The 16,987-nt window shown below is 68.0% G+C and carries 17 protein-coding genes; 5 read left to right on the top strand and 12 right to left on the bottom strand.

Annotation, left to right across the window (positions count from 1 at the left end):
- Nucleotides 1-23: 23 nt before the first annotated feature.
- Nucleotides 24-1,253, top strand: coding sequence for an FAD-dependent monooxygenase (locus EZ313_RS03150; RefSeq protein ID WP_135261757.1), 1,230 nt, complete (start codon nt 24-26; stop codon nt 1,251-1,253).
- Between the two features lie 63 nt (nt 1,254-1,316).
- On the opposite strand, the gene EZ313_RS03145 is transcribed toward EZ313_RS03150, so the two are convergent.
- The 6 genes from EZ313_RS03145 to EZ313_RS03120 are packed head-to-tail and all read right to left on the bottom strand — an operon-like array spanning nt 1,317 to nt 7,285.
- On the bottom strand, nt 1,317-2,621 hold the full coding sequence (locus EZ313_RS03145; protein ID WP_135261756.1) for a four-carbon acid sugar kinase family protein: 1,305 nt from the start codon (nt 2,619-2,621) through the stop codon (nt 1,317-1,319).
- The gene (locus EZ313_RS03140; RefSeq protein WP_135261755.1) at nt 2,614-3,888 is read right to left on the bottom strand and encodes a ribulose-bisphosphate carboxylase large subunit family protein; all 1,275 of its coding nucleotides are present in this window, start codon (nt 3,886-3,888) and stop codon (nt 2,614-2,616) included. The genes EZ313_RS03145 and EZ313_RS03140 overlap by 8 nt, the downstream gene beginning before the upstream one ends.
- A complete protein-coding gene (locus tag EZ313_RS03135) occupies nt 3,885-4,439 on the bottom strand; it encodes a VOC family protein (RefSeq protein ID WP_135261754.1) in 555 nt (184 codons plus the stop codon). The genes EZ313_RS03140 and EZ313_RS03135 overlap by 4 nt, the downstream gene beginning before the upstream one ends.
- Before the next feature lie 10 nt (nt 4,440-4,449).
- The gene (locus EZ313_RS03130; RefSeq protein WP_205960322.1) at nt 4,450-5,730 is read right to left on the bottom strand and encodes a TRAP transporter large permease; all 1,281 of its coding nucleotides are present in this window, start codon (nt 5,728-5,730) and stop codon (nt 4,450-4,452) included.
- Nucleotides 5,724-6,266 carry a TRAP transporter small permease gene (locus tag EZ313_RS03125; protein WP_135261753.1) on the bottom strand — a complete coding sequence of 181 codons (543 nt, stop codon included), beginning with the start codon at nt 6,264-6,266 and terminating at the stop codon, nt 5,724-5,726. The genes EZ313_RS03130 and EZ313_RS03125 overlap by 7 nt, the downstream gene beginning before the upstream one ends.
- On the bottom strand, nt 6,266-7,285 hold the full coding sequence (locus EZ313_RS03120; RefSeq protein ID WP_205960321.1) for a TRAP transporter substrate-binding protein: 1,020 nt from the start codon (nt 7,283-7,285) through the stop codon (nt 6,266-6,268). The genes EZ313_RS03125 and EZ313_RS03120 overlap by 1 nt, the downstream gene beginning before the upstream one ends.
- 132 nt (nt 7,286-7,417) lie before the next feature.
- On the opposite strand from EZ313_RS03120, the gene EZ313_RS03115 reads away from it, so the two are divergent.
- Nucleotides 7,418-8,449, top strand: a complete 1,032-nt coding sequence (locus tag EZ313_RS03115) for a LacI family DNA-binding transcriptional regulator (RefSeq protein WP_135261752.1) — start codon at nt 7,418-7,420, stop codon at nt 8,447-8,449.
- Between the two features lie 13 nt (nt 8,450-8,462).
- Nucleotides 8,463-9,269, top strand: a complete 807-nt coding sequence (locus EZ313_RS03110) for an N-acyl homoserine lactonase family protein (protein ID WP_135261751.1) — start codon at nt 8,463-8,465, stop codon at nt 9,267-9,269.
- 119 nt (nt 9,270-9,388) lie between these two features.
- Here EZ313_RS03110 and EZ313_RS03105 read toward each other — a convergent pair whose 3' ends face one another.
- From EZ313_RS03105 to EZ313_RS03090, 4 genes are all read right to left on the bottom strand, one after another.
- Nucleotides 9,389-9,910 carry a hypothetical protein gene (locus tag EZ313_RS03105; protein ID WP_135261750.1) on the bottom strand — a complete coding sequence of 174 codons (522 nt, stop codon included), beginning with the start codon at nt 9,908-9,910 and terminating at the stop codon, nt 9,389-9,391.
- Between the two features lie 74 nt (nt 9,911-9,984).
- Nucleotides 9,985-10,248 (bottom strand): hypothetical protein, encoded by a 264-nt coding sequence (locus EZ313_RS03100; RefSeq protein WP_135261749.1) that lies wholly within the window; start codon nt 10,246-10,248, stop codon nt 9,985-9,987.
- 408 nt (nt 10,249-10,656) lie between these two features.
- Complete coding sequence (locus EZ313_RS03095) at nt 10,657-11,838, bottom strand: sensor histidine kinase (RefSeq protein WP_135261748.1); 1,182 nt, start codon at nt 11,836-11,838, stop codon at nt 10,657-10,659.
- A 142-nt stretch (nt 11,839-11,980) separates the two neighbouring features.
- Nucleotides 11,981-12,931, bottom strand: coding sequence for an aldo/keto reductase (locus tag EZ313_RS03090; RefSeq protein ID WP_135261747.1), 951 nt, complete (start codon nt 12,929-12,931; stop codon nt 11,981-11,983).
- Nucleotides 12,932-13,104: 173 nt separating this feature from the next.
- Here EZ313_RS03090 and EZ313_RS03085 point away from each other — a divergent pair, with 173 nt between their 5' ends.
- Together EZ313_RS03085 and EZ313_RS03080 are read left to right on the top strand one after the other, a co-directional pair.
- Nucleotides 13,105-13,428 carry an EthD family reductase gene (locus EZ313_RS03085; RefSeq protein ID WP_135261746.1) on the top strand — a complete coding sequence of 108 codons (324 nt, stop codon included), beginning with the start codon at nt 13,105-13,107 and terminating at the stop codon, nt 13,426-13,428.
- 220 nt (nt 13,429-13,648) lie between these two features.
- Nucleotides 13,649-14,617, top strand: a complete 969-nt coding sequence (locus EZ313_RS03080) for a Bug family tripartite tricarboxylate transporter substrate binding protein (RefSeq protein ID WP_135261745.1) — start codon at nt 13,649-13,651, stop codon at nt 14,615-14,617.
- 237 nt (nt 14,618-14,854) lie between these two features.
- Here the strand turns inward: EZ313_RS03080 and EZ313_RS03075 are convergent, their stop codons facing one another.
- Together EZ313_RS03075 and EZ313_RS03070 are read right to left on the bottom strand one after the other, a co-directional pair.
- Nucleotides 14,855-15,142 (bottom strand): hypothetical protein, encoded by a 288-nt coding sequence (locus EZ313_RS03075; protein WP_135261744.1) that lies wholly within the window; start codon nt 15,140-15,142, stop codon nt 14,855-14,857.
- A gap of 428 nt (nt 15,143-15,570) precedes the next feature.
- Nucleotides 15,571-16,794: a vanadium-dependent haloperoxidase gene (locus EZ313_RS03070; protein ID WP_135261743.1), complete on the bottom strand. Its 1,224-nt coding sequence runs from the start codon at nt 16,792-16,794 to the stop codon at nt 15,571-15,573.
- Between the last annotated feature and the right edge of the window lie 193 nt (nt 16,795-16,987).

Genomic DNA, 16,987 nt, shown 5'->3' with positions numbered 1-16,987 from the left:
GATCGGCGCCTCGAAGGAAACCCATGAAGATCATCGTGGCAGGCGCAGGCATCGGCGGCCTCAGTGCGGCGCTGGCCCTGCTTCGAAGGGGCATGGACGTCGTCGTCCTCGAGCAGGCTGCGCAGTTGCGCGAGGTCGGCGCGGGGCTGCAGCTGAGCGCCAATGCGACGCGCGCCCTGTTCCGCCTGGGCCTCGAGGACGAGCTGATGGCGATGGCCTCCGAGCCGAAGGGCAAGCGCATCCGCCTCTGGAACACCGGCCAGAGCTGGCGCCTTTTCGACTTCAGCGCGGTTTCGCGTGAACGGTGGGGGGCACCGTACATCACGATCCATCGCGCCGACCTTCACGACGTGCTCGCGAAGGCGGTCCAGGCCGCCGCCCCGCAGGCGCTGCAGCTCGGGCGGCGGGTGCAGGAATCGCACCAGACTGAAAGCGCCGTGCGGGTGCTCACGGCGTCAGGCGAAGTGTTCGAGGGCGACGTACTGATCGCGAGCGACGGCGTGCACTCCTCCATTCGTCGGCAGCATTTCGGCGCGGACGACCCGGATTACTCCGGCATCGTGGCGTGGCGCGGCGTGATCGACGCACAGCGGCTGCCCGGGCACCTTCGAGAACCGTACGGCTGCAACTGGGTCGGCCCCGGCGCGCACGTCGTGCACTACCCTCTGCGGGGCGACACCCTGATCAACTTCGTCGGATGCGTGGAGAGCAAAGGCTGGGAGGTGGAATCCTGGTCCGCGCGCGGCGACCGCGCCGAGTGCCTGCGGGATTTCGCGGGGTGGCACGGTGACGTCCAGACCCTCATCCATGCGATCGACGTACCGTACAAATGGGCGCTGATGGTGCGCGAGCCCATGAGCTCCTGGGTCCGCGGCCGCATCGCGCTGCTCGGGGATGCGTGCCACCCGACGCTCCCCTTTCTTGCGCAAGGCGCCGCGATGGCCATCGAAGATGGCTACGTGCTCGCGCGCTGCCTGGCCCAGCCGGATGCGGACATCCATAGCCGTCTCGCCCTCTACGAATCCCTGCGCATCGAGCGAACCACGCGGGTGGTGCGGGGCTCCAACGAAAACGCGCGGCGGTTCCACAATCCCGAGCTGGCCCATGCCGAGGGTGCGCAAGCGTATGTGGATCGTGAATGGAGCGAGTCCAGGGTGGCGGACCGCTACGAGTGGCTGTTCCAGTACGACGTCGATGCGCTCCCCCTGCAAAGCCGCGATGGAATCTCAGCCCTGAGTCGCCCAGCACCGTAGTCGACCATGGCGCCGGGCCCGGAGACAGCCCAACACTCCCCCCGAAGATTGCGCAGCGCCCTGTCAGCGCACCAGGCGCGTGAAGAGGTCCGGCGGCCCCATTTGCCCGCCCTTGAGCATCAGCTCCAGCCCATCGAGACGCGCGTCCTGCGCATGCGCGCGCACGAGCGGCACGCCCGGCGCGAGCTGGCCCAGGTGGCTCATGCCCCACAGGCCGAGTGCGCGCACCGCATGGCTGGAACTGTCGCCGCCGGCGATGCCGACACGCCGCACGGCCGGTGCGAGTGCCAGCACGCGCGCGAGCAGGCGTCCGCACAACTGTGCCACCTCGCGCGCCGCGGGCTGGCCCGCGCTGGTGCGCAGCGTGGCCGCGAGCACCGGGCGGCCGGCATTCAGCTGGCCAGCGCACTGCTGCGCCCAGCGCTCCAGCAGCTCGGGATCGGCGAGCAGCGCCGCGGGATCGATGCTCTCCCGGTGGTAGTGCGAAGCGCCTGCCTCGATTTGCCCTACCGTGACCGGCGACAGGCTGCCGACCAGCAACAGCACCGGCCCGCGTGCCGGCGGCGGCATTGCAGCAGCACGCGGCCGCAACAGGCCTTCCTCGTGCCAATGCGCGCAGACCGCCTGCGCGACGCTGCTCGCGCCGATCGCGAGCAAGCGGCCGGTGCCGGCACGTCGCCACAACAAGGCGCCGATGCGGCGCAGGTGATCGCCGGTAAGCACGTCGAACAGCACGCCGCCGTCTCCTGTGCCGGTGGCCGCATCAACGCGCGTCGCGAGCACGTCATCGCCTTCATCCAGCGCGCGCCAGTCCACGAGGCCGAGCCTCTCCCAGCCTTGCGCGGCCAGGTGCAAGCGCAGGTCGGCTTCGTGCATCGGTGTGACCGGATGCGCGCTCATCGTCGGGTGGCGATCGATGCGCAGCACCTCCCCGCCCTCGCCGGCCGCCGCGAACAACTGCCCGAACGCGCAGTAGCGGCCCAGCGAAGGCTGGCCGCCGACGATGGGCAACAACGGCTGGCCGGGCGTCAGCCGGCGCAGCATGGAAGCCGCCGTGTACAGGTTGCCGACGCCGGGCGCGCTGTCGAACGTGGAGCAGCACTTGTAGTGCAGCAGCGGCGCCGGCAAGGAAGCAAAGAAGTCCGCCACCGGCTGCAGTTCCGCGCGCATGTCCGCGGGGGCGAGCGAGCGGGCCACCCCGGCAATGCCGAGCGCATCGAGCGGCCCGGCTGCGGCCAGTTCGCGCTCGCCGGGCACGCCGAGGAACAGCACGCTGCGCAGCCCCGCCTGCGCGAGTGTCGCCAGCGTGTCGGTGGCGCCCGTGAAGTCGTCGCCGTAGTACGCGTAACGCAGCGGCGCGTCAGCCATGGCGGCCGCCGAAGAACTGCAGGGCGTCCCGCAGTTCCGGGTGGCGCTGCGCGGCCCGCTCGAGGCTCTCGCCGGCGCGGCAGGCGGCCCAGGCGTGCCGGATGCTCCGCACGCCCGCGGCGGGCCCGCCGGGATGCGCCAGGATCCCGCCGCCCGCCATGAACAGCAGGTCGCCACTGGGCACCGCCCGCAGCGTCGCCGGCACGGTGCCGGCCCATTGGCCGGAGGAGAACGCCGGCACCACGCGGTCGCCGGCGTCCGCGGGATCGGCCAGCGGGGTGAGGCAGTCGCGTGCGCTCGCGACCACCTCGGCGTGCGCCTGCGAGAACTTGCCCTCCAGCCCGTGGACGTGCATGTGGTCCACGCCCGCCAGCCGCCACATCAGCTGGTAGGGCTGGAAATCCATGCCGAGCGCCGGATGGCGCGAGAACATGCCGAAGCCGTTGCGATGGCCATGGATGATGAGGTCGCTGCGCCGGCGCAGCGCCTGCACCGAGGAAAAGCCGCACCAGTTGAGGCTGACCATCGCGCAGTGGCCGCCCTCGCGCGCAATCAGCTCGGCATGGCGCAGCATGGCGTCGTGTTCGTCGCTGATGTTGAAGGCCACCACCACCGCCTTGCCGCTGCCGTCCTGAAAGCGGCGCACGCGCTGCATCACCGCGCGAATGCGGTCGGCGACGGGCGCATGCTCCGGGTTGGCGCAGACCTCGTCGTCCTTGATGAAGTCGATGCCGGCCTCGCACAGCTGGCCGACCAGCTCGCCGGTCTCCTGCGCACTCAGCCCCACGTTGGGCTTGATGATGGTGCCGACCAGCGGCCCTTCAGCCACGCCGGCCGCTCGCCGCGTGCCGTCCACGCCATGGCGCGGGCGCTCGAAGCGGCCGCGGAATTCGCTGGGCACCACCAGCCGCTCCAGCCGCACGCCGGTGCTTTCGCCCAGATCGTACAGGTTGCCCGCGACGGTCGCCGCGAGTGTGGGCAGGTTGTCGCCGATGTTGGCGAGCGGGAACGAGACCGTCACGCGCGCACGCCGGTACGGTCCGCCGCCTCCTTGGCGCTGCAGCCACTCGCTCGCGAGGCTCGGGGCGGCCAGCGCTTCCAGCTCCTCGATGCGCTCCACGCGGGCGCGGCTGCGCGCGCGCAAAGCGTCGCTCTCGCCGGCCACGCGCACGAAGGTGCCGCTGCTCTGCTCGCCCGCCAGCACCTCGGCGACCTGCTCCGGCGCCAGCGGGGTCTCGATCAGGTAGGTGGCCTGCAGCGTCGTCACAGCTTGCTCAGGTCCGGGAAGGGCCGCACCGGGTCGCGGCCATCCCAGTTCTCGCTGGCCTCGCGGATCATCCTGAACATGCGGCCCTTGGGCCCGGCGACTTCGGACAGCTCGATCGTCGTGCCCGGCAGCGCGGACCCGCCCGCGGTGCGGTCCTCGAAGTAGACGAAGCGGCCCCGCTCGCCCACCTCGCCGCCCATGCAGACGGTGAAGCCCGCCGCCTGCGCGCGCGCGAGATCGGCGTCGAAGTCCTCGGTCCAGTAGGCCACGTGCTGCACGCCCTGGTGTCCGGCGCGCTGGAAGTCGCGGTACATCGAGGGCACGTCATTGCGGGTCTGCAGCAGCTCGATCTGCAGGGCCCCGGCATTGGCGAGCGCGACCGAGTTGTGCGGCTCGTAGCGCTCGCCGCGGTAGTGGTAGTTGCGGATCGGCACCTTGGGGTTGTAGAACCACGGGCCCACGCCGAGCACGCGCGACCAGTGGCCCATCGCGGCCTCGATGTCGGGGACCAGGTAGGCCACCTGGCGGATCTCTCCGAAGAATCGGCTCATGGGACAGCTCTCACTTCAACATCAGGTTGGGCAGCCAGGTCGAGGCTGCGGGCAGGAAGGTGACGGCCGCGAGCGACAGCAGCAGGCAGCCGATCCACGGCAGGGCAGCGCGGATGACTCGCTCGACCGGCATGCCGGACACGGTACTCACCATGTAGAGGCTCATGCCGACCGGCGGCGTCAGCAGCCCGATCATCAGGTTCAGCACGACGACCACGCCCAGGTGGACCGGGTCCACGCCGGCGGCGACCAGCGCCGGCACGATGATGGGCGTGAGGATCAGGATCGCGGCGATGGTCTCCAGGATCATCCCGATCACCAGCAGCAGCAGGTTGACGATCACCAGCAGCACCCACGGATCCTTGGACAGGCCGAGCAGGAGGTCGGCCGCCTTGGTGGGCACCTGGTCGATGGTCAGCACCCAGGCGAACAGCGCCGCCGCGCCCACGATCAGCATCACGCCCGCCGTGGAGCGCACCGTCTCGCGCAGCGCCTCGACGAAGCCGCGCCATGTGAGCGCACGGTAGAAGAACAGTCCTGCCGCCAAGGCGTAGACCACCGTTACAGCCGCCGCCTCCGTCTCGCCGAACCAGCCGAGCAGGATGCCGCCGATCAGCACCACCGGCGCCATCAGCGCGGGCATGGCGAACCACAGGCGGCTCGTGAACTCGCCGCGCGTGACGCTGATGTCGTCGCGCGGAAGGCCGGCGCGGCGGCCGACCCACCACACCATCCCCATCAGGAACAGGGCGATGATCAGCGCGGGGAAGATGCCCGCGATCAGCACCTTGACCGGCGAGACCTCGGCGGCCATGGCAAAGATCACCAGCGGGATCGACGGCGGGAAGATCGGCCCCAGCGTCGCCGCGGCCATGCAGATGCCGGCGGAGAAATTGTCCTTGTAGCCCTGCTCCCGCATCATGTCGATCTGGATGCGGCCCAGCGCGCCGATGTCGGCCAGTGCGGCGCCCGACACGCCCGAGAACACCAGGTGCGTCAGCACCGTCACGTAGCCCAGGCCGCCCCGGATGCGGCCGATCACCATGCGGATGAAGTCGAACAGCTGCGTGGTGAGGCCCGTCACGTTGAACAGCGCCGCCGCGAAGATGAACATGGGCACGGCCAGCAGGGTGGTCGAATCCAGCGAGTTCACGATGCGCTGCGCCATCACGGCCAGCGGCATGTCGAACCACCACAGCGCGAGCGCCGAGCCCAGGCCGAGCGCGATGGCGACCGGCGCGCCGGTGAGCAGCAGCAGGAAGAAGAGCGTGATCGCCGTGAGGCTCAGCATGGGCGGCTTTCATCCGGGCGCGCCTGGCGGCCCATGAAGATGCCGAGGACGCGGTCCAGCGCCACCAGCGTCGTCAGCGCCATGCCGGCGATCGCGGGCATGTAGTACCAGAGGTTGGGCATGGCGAGCGCCGGCGTGGAAAAGCGCGACGCGCGCTGCATGAACCACCAGCAAGACACCAGGAACAGGACGCAGAACGCCAGCGTCATCAGTTCGTTGAACACTTCCAGGAAGCGGCGCGGCCGGCCGCGTGCGAGCTGCAGGAACATGTCGACCTTGACGTGCGCGTCCTGCGCGAGCAGCAGCGGCACGGTGAGGAAGATGAGGCCCAGGCCGGCATAGCGCGCCAGTTCGCCCGCGCCGGGCAGTCCCAGATTGAAGACGCCGCGCGCGAACACCTCGAGCATGATCGCCGCGGTGCAGCCCACGAGCAGCGCCATCGCGACCCACTCGAACCATCGGCACAACGGCACGAGCAGCGCACGCAGCGGCCCGGCCGGCACCCGCGGGCCGGCCGGCGACGGGATCGCCTCCATCACTTGACCGCTTCGATGGCCTTGTACAGCTCGCCGTACTTGGCGCCGAACTTCTGGTCGACCGCCTTGCGCACGTTGGTCCGGAAGGCCGTGAGGTTGAGACCATCGCTGGGGCCGATGACCGTCATCTTGTTCTTCTTCAGCTCCTCGGTTTCGGTCGCTTCCTGCCTGGCCACCATCTCGGTGGCGCGGCGCCGCACTTCGTTGGCGGCCGCGGTGAGCTGCTCGCGCTGCGCCGCCGACAGGCCCTGCCAGGCCTTCTCGTTGATCACGATGACCTGCGCGTTCATGATGTGCCCGGTCTGCATCAGGTGCGACTGCGTCTCGTACAGCTTGGACGACAGCACCACGTTGACCGGGTTCTCCTGGCCATTCACCTTGCCCGTGGCCAGCGCAGTGGGCACCTCGGACCAGTCCACCGGAACCGGCACCGCGCCCATGGCCTCCACCGTCGCCATGTAGATCGGGAACGGGATCGCGCGGATCTTCATGCCGGCCAGGTCGGACGGCTGCTTCACCGGCTTGTTGGTGGTGAGGTGGCGGGTGCCGAAGTAGTAGGCGTAGAGCACGCGCACGCCCGCGTCCTTCACCAGACCCTCGTTGAGCTTCTTCATCACCGGCGAGTTCACGTCCATCACCTTCATCAGGTGGTCGACGTCGCGGTACAGGTACGGCGTGTCGAGCGCCGCGAAGGGCTCGTGCAGCGAGCCGATGCCCGCGGCGGTGTTGTGCGACAGCGCGATGGTGCCGGTGGACACGGCCTCGGCCAGCTCCTGCAGCTTGCCCAGCTGCGACGAGGGATAGACCGTCACCTTGACCGAGTTGCTGGTGCGCTTGGCGATCTCCTCGGCCAGCCACTGCGCCTGCATGCCCGCGGCGCTGTTGGGCGGGTTCATGTGGCCGTAGCGGAACTCGAAAGTCTTCTGCGCGTGGGCGGGCACCAGCGCGCCGAGCGCGAGGCCTGCGGCGGCCAGCATGCCGACGGCGCGGCGGGAGAGGCGGAAGTGGGTTGGCAACATGGTGTCTCCTGGGGTTTAATTGATGTGATTCGATGGATGCGTAGGCTCGCGCTTCGAATGACAATACGTGGGATGCGAGCTTGCCGCAAATCAAACCGATGATGTTTTTTGATGTGAGTTGGGGTTGTCCCCATGACTGAGCTCGCGCGCAGCCGGATCCCGGACATCGCACGCGCGGCGGGCGTGTCCACCGCGACCGTGGACCGGGTGCTGCACGGCCGCCCCAACGTGCGGCCGCAGACCGCGCAACGCGTGCTGCGCGCCGCCGCCGCGCTGGACTACCTGCCGGCCGAAGGCGCGGTGACGGCACGCGCCCCCTTGAAGCTCACGTTCCTGTTCCCCACCGGCACCAACCGCTACCTGCACATCCTGGGCGAAACCGTGGCCTCCAGCGCGGAACATCTCGCGCCCGCGCCGGTGAAATGCAAGTCGCTGCAGGTCGAAGGGTTCGATCCGCAGGTGCTGGCGGAGCAGCTGCTGCGGCACGGGCGCCGGAGCGACGGCATCGCCTTCATGGCGCTGGACCACCCGCTGGTCCGCGAGGCGGTGCAGCAGCTCGCGGAGGAAGGCGTGCCGGTGGTCACGGTGGTCTCCGACCTGTCGAACTCCCGCCGCTGTGCCTACGTGGGGCTGGACAACCGGGCCGCGGGCCGCACGGCGGCGCTGCTGCTCGGGCGCTTCCTGGCGGGCAAGCGCAATGCGCAGGTGGCGCTGATCGCCGGCAGCCGCAGCTACCGCGCGCACGAGGAGCGCGAGGCGGGGTTCCTGAGCCTGATCGAGGAGATGTTCCCGCAGCTGCACGTGGTGGGCCTGCGCGAAGGACACGACGACGCGGCCATGAACCAGCGCCAGATGCGCGCGTTGCTGGAGCAGTATCCGCAGCTCGCGGGCGTCTACAACATCGGCGGCGCGTCGGACGGCGTGGGCCGCGCGCTGCAGGAGGCGGGCCGCAGCGACAAGGTGGTCTTCATCGGCCACGGCCTCACCCCCGACACCCGCGCCATGCTGATCGACGGCACCATGGACGCGGTGATCACCCAAAGCCCGCAAACGGTGATCGGCAACGCGCTCAAGGTGTTCTGCAACGCCGCCGCCGGCCGCGATGCCCTGGCGGGCGTGGAGGCTCTGCGCCTGAACCTCGTGCTGCGCGAGAACCTGCCCTGACCCTGGAGGACCCATGCTCCCCGAATACGAAGTCTTCGCCCTGCGGTACGCGAAGCACGACCGCTTCCGCCGCGACAACTTCATGGCGGGCGGCGACCTGCATGACGCGCCCATGCCGCTGGACTACTTCGTCTGGCTGATCCGGGGCGGCGGCGGCGCCTGGCTGGTCGATGCCGGCTTCAGCGCGCAGATGGCGCGCCAGCGTGAGCGGCATTTCCTGCGCTGCCCCATCCGCTCGCTGGCCGCGCTGCAGGTGGCGCCGGAGCAGGTGCGGGACGTGATCATCACGCACCTGCACTACGACCACGCCGGCAACCTGGACCTGCTGCCGAACGCGCGCATCCACCTCCAGGAGCGCGAGCTCCAGTACGCGACGGGCTGCCACATGTGCAAGCAGGTGTTCCGCTTCGCCTTCGCCGTCGAGGACGTGGTGCAGGTGGTGCGCGCCGTCTACGCCGACCGGGTCGCGTTCTGCCACGGCGAGACCACGATCGCGCCCGGCATCGAGACGCACCTGATCGGCGGTCACACCGATGGTTTGCAGGTGGTGCGCGTCCATACACGGCGTGGCTGGGTGGTGCTCGCTTCGGACGCCAGCCACTACTACGAGAACATGGAGCGGCAGGCGCCCTACCCCATCGTCTTCCACGTCGGCGACATGGTGGCCGGCTGGGATCGCATCGCGCGGCTGGCCGATTCGCCGCGGCACATCGTGCCGGGGCACGACCCCGACGTCCTGCGCCGTTATCCGCCGCTGGTGGGGGTTCCGCGCGAATTGCAGGGCGAGATCGTCTGCCTGCACGAGGAGCCTTCGCGATAGGCTTGCAATGACAGATAGCTCATCTGCGTGCGCGTGTGCGAGTCTGTTTCTGATCCGATTCACGGCGCGCCTGAGGCTTCCTGTCGTCGCGACCGCGCGGCCGCGCGCCTTTACGTGCGTCAGCCCCAGGCGTGCGGCTGGCGCTTGCGTGTGGCTCGGCATCGACCCGGCGGCTCTCTGTCGGGGGCGGTCGGCTCCGCTGGCGGTGGCGCCTGACTCGCGAACGCCGCTGCGGGCGTACTCGCGGCGGCAAACAGCGCAGCTTGCATTCCTTCGATGATCGGTTCCGTGATGGCGCCAACGACCGGGGCGACGGCTTCACCTGGGCTGCGCGGCTGGTGCCCGTCCACGCCGCTGCGTTCCAACGGCAGTCCGCTGACCGCACGCAGGCAGTCCGTCGCGAAAGCCGTGCAATCCAGTACGAGCGCCTTCTGCAGGTTCATCTGGATCGAGAAGAGTTCCAGCGGCGAGCGTGCAGACTGAGTCTCTCCGGCCGCATGGCGAGAGAGGAGCGTCAGACGGTTCAAGAGTCGGAACTGGGCCTGGAAGACCGCCGACCATCGCTGCCAGCCAACCGTCCGGATCGTGCCTTCCCGGGCTGGGGTCGGAACGTTCGATGGCGGCGGAATGCGGGTGTTCATGTGATCTGATCCAGGCGGCCCGCGTCTTGCTGGCAGCGAATTGCCATGATGGGCGCGGGCGGGTACTCACCGGGCTAGCCGGACCAACTCCTGAGGAGGAGCGTGCCGTCCTGCGCCCATGTCATGCCGCAGCCCTCGGCGGTCAGGTGCAGCAGCGCCCCGGCATCGCCGTACCGGACCTCAGCCATCCCGCCGGCCACGAACTCCAATTGGTGCGTCGTGCACCCGGGCTCCCGGACCACCGTGTGCGACGCCAGCTCGCGGAGGTCGGCAACGCCGACCGCTCGGACGTTCTCGATCTCGACTTCGCGCGCACCCAAGCCCGCGTCCATGTGCATTGCTGTCACCTCCTTGGGCGACAAGGCTGCGCCAAGTCGTCGCTGCTGTGGGTAGGCAGATTCGCACTCACGCACTCGGAAGTTTCCGACTTCTGCCCGACCAGGCGATCTCGTCTCGTCGAGAACCGGGCAATCCGACCGCGCTGATACAAGCGGAGAGCGTCGAAACACTGCGCTGAGGCTCGCATGAAGTGCAGGCTCGGTAAAGTGAAGGCTCGTTTTGGACGACAAGGAGGCTGATATCGAGAAGCGAAAAGGCATTCATTCGTTGATACCTTGATTTCTCTGTGTCTCTCAATCGAGCCGGCCGCGCTGCGCAGTGTCAGTGCGCGCCGGCTCTCTGTCGTCAGCGGCTTTACCGCATTGAGGCGTGACGTTCCGCTGTTGGGCCGCCGGCGCAGGCGCTGATCACGATTGTTTCCCGCCGCGGCTCGCACCAGACCTTCTGTCCTTCCAGGGCGGCGGTGTACGGGGAAGCCGGGCAGTGAAGGTGGTCCGGTCTGCGTTGGAAGCGACTTCGATGCTTCCGCCGTGCGCCACCGCGATCTCGCGTGTGATGTAGAGCCCGAGCCCAAGGCCCGAAGATCCGGCCCGCCTCTCCCCTTCAGCGGTGGGCGCTTGACGCAGCGGGAGGAACAAGGTCTTCTGCGCGTGCTGGGGGATTGGCGCTCCCTTGTTGCGGACCTCCACGCTCACGTGGTTGCCGTCGCCGGTCACCCGCACGCTGACAGGCTCGGTCTTCTCTCCGTGCTGCACGGCGTTCGCGAGCAGGTTGGACAGCATCTGGCCGATTCGTGCACCATCCCAGCGGCCCGCAAGCTCTCCTTGCGTGAACAGCTCGACCTGGCACTCCGGGACAAGCGTCTTCGTCTCGACGACGATCGTCTTCGCGAGCTCTCCCATGTCGGCGGGTGCCGGCGACAGCGGCAGGGTGACGCCGAACGCCGTCTGGGTGAAATCCAGGATGTCCTTGACCATGGCCGACATCCGATCGGCGGAGGTGAGGATGCGCGCTGCGGCCTTGGTTTGCGCCCCGTCCAGGGTGTCACTGCGCAGCAGGTAGCTGGCGCTCATGTGAACGACGCCCAGCGGTGTCCGCAGGTCGTGCCCGAGGACGCCCAGCAGGAGGTTGCGCGAATCGTCGACTTTCCTGGTGTACAGGGAGGCCGACTCGGACAGAGCCTGGTCCATCGCCTCCCCGAACCGCGTCAGGTCGTCGAGGTGGTCCGGGCGCGCCTGATCGATCTGCTTCGTCCATCTGCGAATGACCGACGCGCGCAGCGCGCGGAACTCCGAGACCAGGTGATCGAAGGAGAAGCCCTGTACGAAGCGCTGCGCCGCGTGGTCGCGTGCCATGCGCGTGACCTCAGGCGCGTTTTCGGGGTCGTTCCCCTGTGCTTTGTCGTGCTTTTCCTGGGCCCCTTGCGCCTGCTCGATGTCAGCCGCAATGGCGAGCAGGAGAACCCTCGCGTGGTCCGCGAGCTCCTCGCGCGTGAAGTCGTGCTGCAGAGGCACCCTGGTGCGTGCGAACTCCACCCACTCGTCCACGATCGGTCCCAGCTGCTCCTTGATGAAGCCAGAAATGGTCATCACGCGCGCTTCCCTTCTGTGTTGCCCGGGGACGGAAATCGCTCTGTGACCGGGACGAGCATTCTGCGCCTACGCAAATTCCGCGGGTCACGACGTCTGCTTGCGACCGATAGCAGCGTCGCGTCTCCAGGCGCTTGCACGGTCATGAGCGGGAGGCCTGATCCAGCAGCGCCATGTTTTCCGCGTCCAGCTTCAGTCGCGTGGCGGCCGCGAGTTCGGACAACTGGGCAAGCGACGTTGCACTCGCGATGGGTGAGGTGATGCCAGGCTGCGCCATGTTCCAGGCAATCGCGACCCGCGCGGGCGTGGCGCCGAGCCGATCCGCGACCTGGTCCACTGCCGCCAGGATCCTGAGGCCGCGCTGGTTCACGTACTTGGCCACCGTGTTCTTCCCCCGAACGCTCTTCGACGCGTCATCGGGCACGCGGTACTTGCCGGTGAGGAATCCCGCCGCCAGCGCATAGAAGTTGATGACGCCCACGTCGCTGCGCAGGCACACGTCGCGCAGCTCACCTTCGAACTCGGCCCGGTCGTAAAGGTTGTAGAGCGGCTGCAAGCTCTCGTAGCGCGGAAAGCCCAGGCGTTTGCTTGTGTCGAGCGCCTGCGCCAGCCGCGTGGCGCTGAAATTGGACGCGCCGATGGCCTTCACCTTCCCCGCAGCGATCAAACCGGCGTAAGTTTCCAGCGTGGCCTCCAGCGGCGTGTCCGGATCGTCGCGGTGCGACTGGTACAGGTCGATCCGTTCCACTTGCAGTCGCCGCAGCGAATCCTCCACGGCCCTGCGGATGTAGTCGGGCTTGAGGGTGGCGCCCTGCCCCATGTCCAATCCGACCTTGGTGGCGATCACGACTTTGTCCCGCCGGCCGCCTTGCTTCAACCAGCGGCCGATCACCGTCTCCGATTCGCCCCCGGCATGGCCGGGGGCCCACCGCGAATACACGTCGGCCGTGTCGATGAAGTTGAAGCCCGCGTCGAGCCAAGCATCGAGCAGGGAGAACGAGGTCTTCTCGTCGGCCGTCCAGCCCAACACGTTGCCGCCGAAGCAGAGGGGCGAAACCAGGAGGCCCGAACGGCCGAGGGGGCGGTACTGCATGGACGTTTCTCCGTTTCCTGTCGACTCAGCCGGGGCACCCGGTCAAGTCTCATTTGCTCCGATCCAGCCATCCGCTCCATTGCGCTACACCAGCAGTGCGGTATCCGACGGCTTGCTGCGACTGCTTCGGATCCGATGCGGCCGCCTGCAGGTTGCGACTCGTGGAGTAACGAATGATCAAGTTCAACGTGATGTACCCATTCAAGCCCGGCATGCGCTTCGATCACGACTACTACCGGGACAAGCATATGCCGATGCTGGCGCGACGGTTGGGAGCGGCCTGCCGCTACTACACCATCGACAAGGGCTTGGCCGCAGGAGCGCCGGGAGCGCCCATGCCGTTCGCGGCCGCATGCAGCGTCTACTCCGATTCGCTCGAGACGTTGCAGGCTGCCATGAACCCGCACGCACAGGAGATCCTGGCCGACATCCCGAACTACACCGACGCACAACCGGTCATCTGGGTCAGCGATGTAGTGGTGGAGCGAAGCCAGTGAGTGGTAGCGCATGCAGAAGCTGTGCGGGGGCTGGAAGCGTACAGTGAAAGGACGGACCACATCGAAGGTCGACTACCTCTAGTGCCTCGTAGCCGACAGGAACGGGTACTTGCTTGCTCGCTCCATGGTCGCAATGCCTGCGCACCATCGACCGCCCCACCGAGCGCGGCGGCGTCGGCGGCGTGAAAGCCAGCCGGAATTTGCCCTGGGAGTCACGTCCATGAAGTTGCGCCGCACGTTCCTGCTTTCCCTCCTCGCCTCCGCGTGGGCAGGCCCGTTGTTCGCTTCGCCCGAAAGCTACCCGGCCAAACCGATCCGCATCATCGTGCCGTTCCCGCCGGGCGGTGGCACGGACACGGTGGCACGCACTGTCGCAGCCAAGCTGAACGAACGCTGGAACGTGCCGGTCACGGTGGACAACCGCCCCGGCGGCAACACGGTCATCGGCGCGGAGCTGGCCGCGCGAGCAGCGCCGGACGGCTACACGCTGTTCCTGCCGATCGACTCCACGCTCGCAATGAACCAGAGTCTCTACGCGAAGCTGCCATACGACCCGATCAACGGCTTCGCGCCGGTGTCGCTGGCGATCACCATGCCGATGGTGCTGGCAGTGCATCCCTCCGTGGAAGCGCGCAACGTGAAGGAGCTGATCGGCCTGGCGAAGGCGCGCGGCGGCAAGTTGGCTTACGCCCACGGCGCGCTGCCCGCCCAGGTGGCAGGCGAAGCTTTCAAGTCAGCGGCCAAGGTCGATATGGTCGCCGTCCCCTACAAGGGCAGCGGCCCGGCCATGACCGACGTGGTGGGAGGCCAGGTGCCGGTGATCTTCGATGCGCTCGGCCCGGCCATGGCGTTCGTGAGATCCGGGAAGGTGCGGGCGCTGGCGGTCACCAGCGCCAGGCGCTCGCCGTCGCTTCCGGACGTACCCACCTTGGCGGAATCCGGTCTGGCGGGCATGGACCTGGTCACCTGGATCGGCCTTGTGGCGCCTGCGGGCACTGACCGCGCCATCGTGGCCAAGCTCAACGCCGAGATCACGCGCATTCTCAAGCTGCCCGAGGTCACGGAGAAGCTGGGCGCGATGGGGATGGACGTGGTCGCGAGCAGCCCGGAGCAGTTCTCGCGGACGATCAAGGACGACGCGGTGAAGCTGGGCGCCGTCATCAAAGCCGCAGGCATCAAGCTCGATTGAAGCTGTGCTGCAGGGCGCGCGCGCCAATCCAGCAGGGCTCCAAGGCGAGAAGCAGTCGGGCACGGCCGCTTCTGGACGCAAGCAGCCGTCCGCACAGCTCCCGGATCCCGCGGGTACTTCCTACCGTACGTCGACCGCATTGAACTGGCAGAATCCGTTCGGCAATTGGCACGTGCCCCAGCGGCCTCAGCTTCATGACTCTCGCGTCACACGCGCCGCGAACGGCCGCTCGTCCCCTTAGAGTTCCTGATACTGCTGTATCTCGTGGCTGCGGTCCGCGGGATGCTTCGGACTTTGCAGGCGTTGCGCCTTGCGGCTCTCGGCGACCGCGGCGGCCCGGGCGTTGAACGATCGCTCCGCTTCGGGCTGGATGACTCGATTGAGGGGAACCTTCGCTCTAGCGTCCACCCTGGCCTGGGCTTCGGCTTCCGCGTGCGGGTCTCCGTGTTTCATGGCTTCCACCTGCTGCGCGAGTACAGGCAGTGACAGTGCGGCGCAGATGACAAAGGGGAACACGGATTTCATGGCAACTCCTTTGGCGAGGTACCGGGCAACGACGATTCGTTCCTTTGATCCCTCTGTCCATTAGAGGGGCCGAGCCCTCCAAGGGTGACAACCCTGCGTCCCATGAGGTGCAACTCGGGACGCGGTCCGAATGCATGATGAGCGCGCGCACGACGAGAAGGCCGCCAAGAGGCCAGCGACGCCCGGCGAGCAGTTTGCAGGCCGGGCCACAGTCGCCTTGCCAGGGGGACACCCTGCGCCAGGCGAAAGCGGACACCCAGGCACACGCCAATGTGCAGCCTAGGTTTGCCGGCGCAACACCACCCGCATCAAGCTCACGCGGGGCCGCGCCGCAGGACGGCCACGCCAAGGGCCCGCAAGGCCCGACCTGCCTGAGGCAGAGCTGGCGCTTGCCGGAGCTGTTGCCTCCCCAGCAAGCCCCGCGTGATCTACTTCAAGTGCTTTAGGAAGTTCGCGGTCGCATAGCTGCCAATCTCGCCGCCCATGCGCGCGCCAACTTCGGCCGAATTGCGGTAGTGCACTCCACTCCAGATGCGCGCATTCGATACCTCCTGGGAGTAGTCAGAGAACCTCGACCAACGGCGCGTCACCCCAGGCAGGAATGGGCTGGTCATGCTTATTGAGCTTTCGTCACCCAGTTCGGTCTGGAGAACCTTCGCTACCGCCGCGGAGCTAATGCAATGCGCGCACGGGTATTCCGGGTGCAGCGGCGCATCAACCAGCGGCAGCCACCCGGCGTCGCGCTGCACCGCGGAGTTTCCATGCTGGTCGCCGTTGCGCACGGCGGTGATGGGCCGCCAGAAGTTATAGGTGTACTTGGCGTCGAATACGGCCACCAGTGAATCGGTGGCTGCCATGTACGCCAGCGCCATCACCCGCGCGGCGTCGACAGGGTCGAGGTTCTTGTTGGATACGGCCTGCCGGATGATCGCGTTGTATGAGGGCGCGCCTGTCACGATCCAGAAGGTGGCGACCTCAGTCTGCTCCGGGCTGCGCAGCTTGCTCGCCTTGGCCCCGATCTGCCGGGTCTCATTGACGTCGCGCGCCCACACATCGCTGCTCAGCGCCGGCGGGGGGCCAGGCCGGAACTGGTCTGCTTTCGTCATCAGCCAAGGGCGCGACACTGCGAAGTCGTGTCCCGCCGGCAGCGTAGTGCCAACGTAGACGCCTGGTGCCGTGACGAATCGGTACTCCGTGGGGAGTCCCACGCGGTCCTCGGCGCACCACGCCAGGAGCGAGGCCGCGGCCGCCGCGCCGACCGCGATGCCGCTGCCACGATCTGTCCCTTCGTCCGTCTTGGCCAGGGATGCGGCCAAAGCTTCGTCGAGCGCGGCCTTCTGCTCCGGGAACTGCTTGGAAAGGACCGCGTGCGCCGCTGCGGCACTCGCGGCGTCCACTGATGCAGTCGATGGCGCGCCGGCCGTGAACTTGAACGGCTCGTAGCGAGGTTGGATCGCGTTGACCGCGTCGAACATCGCAGCATGGACCATGGCCATGGTGCGCGTGCTCATGGGAGGCGACTGCCGGGCCGTACCGGCCGCCTTGAAGGCGACCTCATTCCATTCCATCAGATTGCTCGCGGCCGCGAGGGCGGGCGCAGACAAGACGGCGATGCCCACGACCAGCGGGCGGAGGGAGAGCGGAAGGCGCATTTCGTGCTCCTTGTCGGATCGGCAAACACACCGCTGCCCACCTGCTCGCCTTCGGCGGTCCGGGCCCGCCCCTTCGACTGCAGGCTTGGTCCGGCGGTGGCCGGATGTTCAACAAGGGCCACGTAGCTGAATCGTCAATGTAGGCCTCGCCAAGCTACGCGTAAAGCGGAAGCTGCTGTCGGGCTGGGTACGA

Origin of the sequence: Ramlibacter henchirensis, assembly GCF_004682015.1 — a bacterium.
GTDB lineage: Bacteria > Pseudomonadota > Gammaproteobacteria > Burkholderiales > Burkholderiaceae_C > Ramlibacter > Ramlibacter henchirensis.
This window is presented reverse-complemented; position numbering and strand designations above follow the sequence as displayed.

Coding starts and splice junctions, on each gene's coding strand:
- EZ313_RS03150 (WP_135261757.1), top strand. CDS start 24: ATGAAGATCATCGTGGCAGGCGCAGGCATCGGCGGCCTCAGTGCGGCG.
- EZ313_RS03145 (WP_135261756.1), bottom strand. CDS start 2,621: ATGGCTGACGCGCCGCTGCGTTACGCGTACTACGGCGACGACTTCACG.
- EZ313_RS03070 (WP_135261743.1), bottom strand. CDS start 16,794: ATGCGCCTTCCGCTCTCCCTCCGCCCGCTGGTCGTGGGCATCGCCGTC.
- EZ313_RS03095 (WP_135261748.1), bottom strand. CDS start 11,838: ATGACCATTTCTGGCTTCATCAAGGAGCAGCTGGGACCGATCGTGGAC.
- EZ313_RS03115 (WP_135261752.1), top strand. CDS start 7,418: ATGACTGAGCTCGCGCGCAGCCGGATCCCGGACATCGCACGCGCGGCG.
- EZ313_RS03135 (WP_135261754.1), bottom strand. CDS start 4,439: ATGAGCCGATTCTTCGGAGAGATCCGCCAGGTGGCCTACCTGGTCCCC.
- EZ313_RS03100 (WP_135261749.1), bottom strand. CDS start 10,248: ATGCACATGGACGCGGGCTTGGGTGCGCGCGAAGTCGAGATCGAGAAC.
- EZ313_RS03080 (WP_135261745.1), top strand. CDS start 13,649: ATGAAGTTGCGCCGCACGTTCCTGCTTTCCCTCCTCGCCTCCGCGTGG.
- EZ313_RS03120 (WP_205960321.1), bottom strand. CDS start 7,285: ATGTTGCCAACCCACTTCCGCCTCTCCCGCCGCGCCGTCGGCATGCTG.
- EZ313_RS03075 (WP_135261744.1), bottom strand. CDS start 15,142: ATGAAATCCGTGTTCCCCTTTGTCATCTGCGCCGCACTGTCACTGCCT.
- EZ313_RS03090 (WP_135261747.1), bottom strand. CDS start 12,931: ATGCAGTACCGCCCCCTCGGCCGTTCGGGCCTCCTGGTTTCGCCCCTC.
- EZ313_RS03085 (WP_135261746.1), top strand. CDS start 13,105: ATGATCAAGTTCAACGTGATGTACCCATTCAAGCCCGGCATGCGCTTC.
- EZ313_RS03110 (WP_135261751.1), top strand. CDS start 8,463: ATGCTCCCCGAATACGAAGTCTTCGCCCTGCGGTACGCGAAGCACGAC.
- EZ313_RS03125 (WP_135261753.1), bottom strand. CDS start 6,266: ATGGAGGCGATCCCGTCGCCGGCCGGCCCGCGGGTGCCGGCCGGGCCG.
- EZ313_RS03105 (WP_135261750.1), bottom strand. CDS start 9,910: ATGAACACCCGCATTCCGCCGCCATCGAACGTTCCGACCCCAGCCCGG.
- EZ313_RS03130 (WP_205960322.1), bottom strand. CDS start 5,730: ATGCTGAGCCTCACGGCGATCACGCTCTTCTTCCTGCTGCTGCTCACC.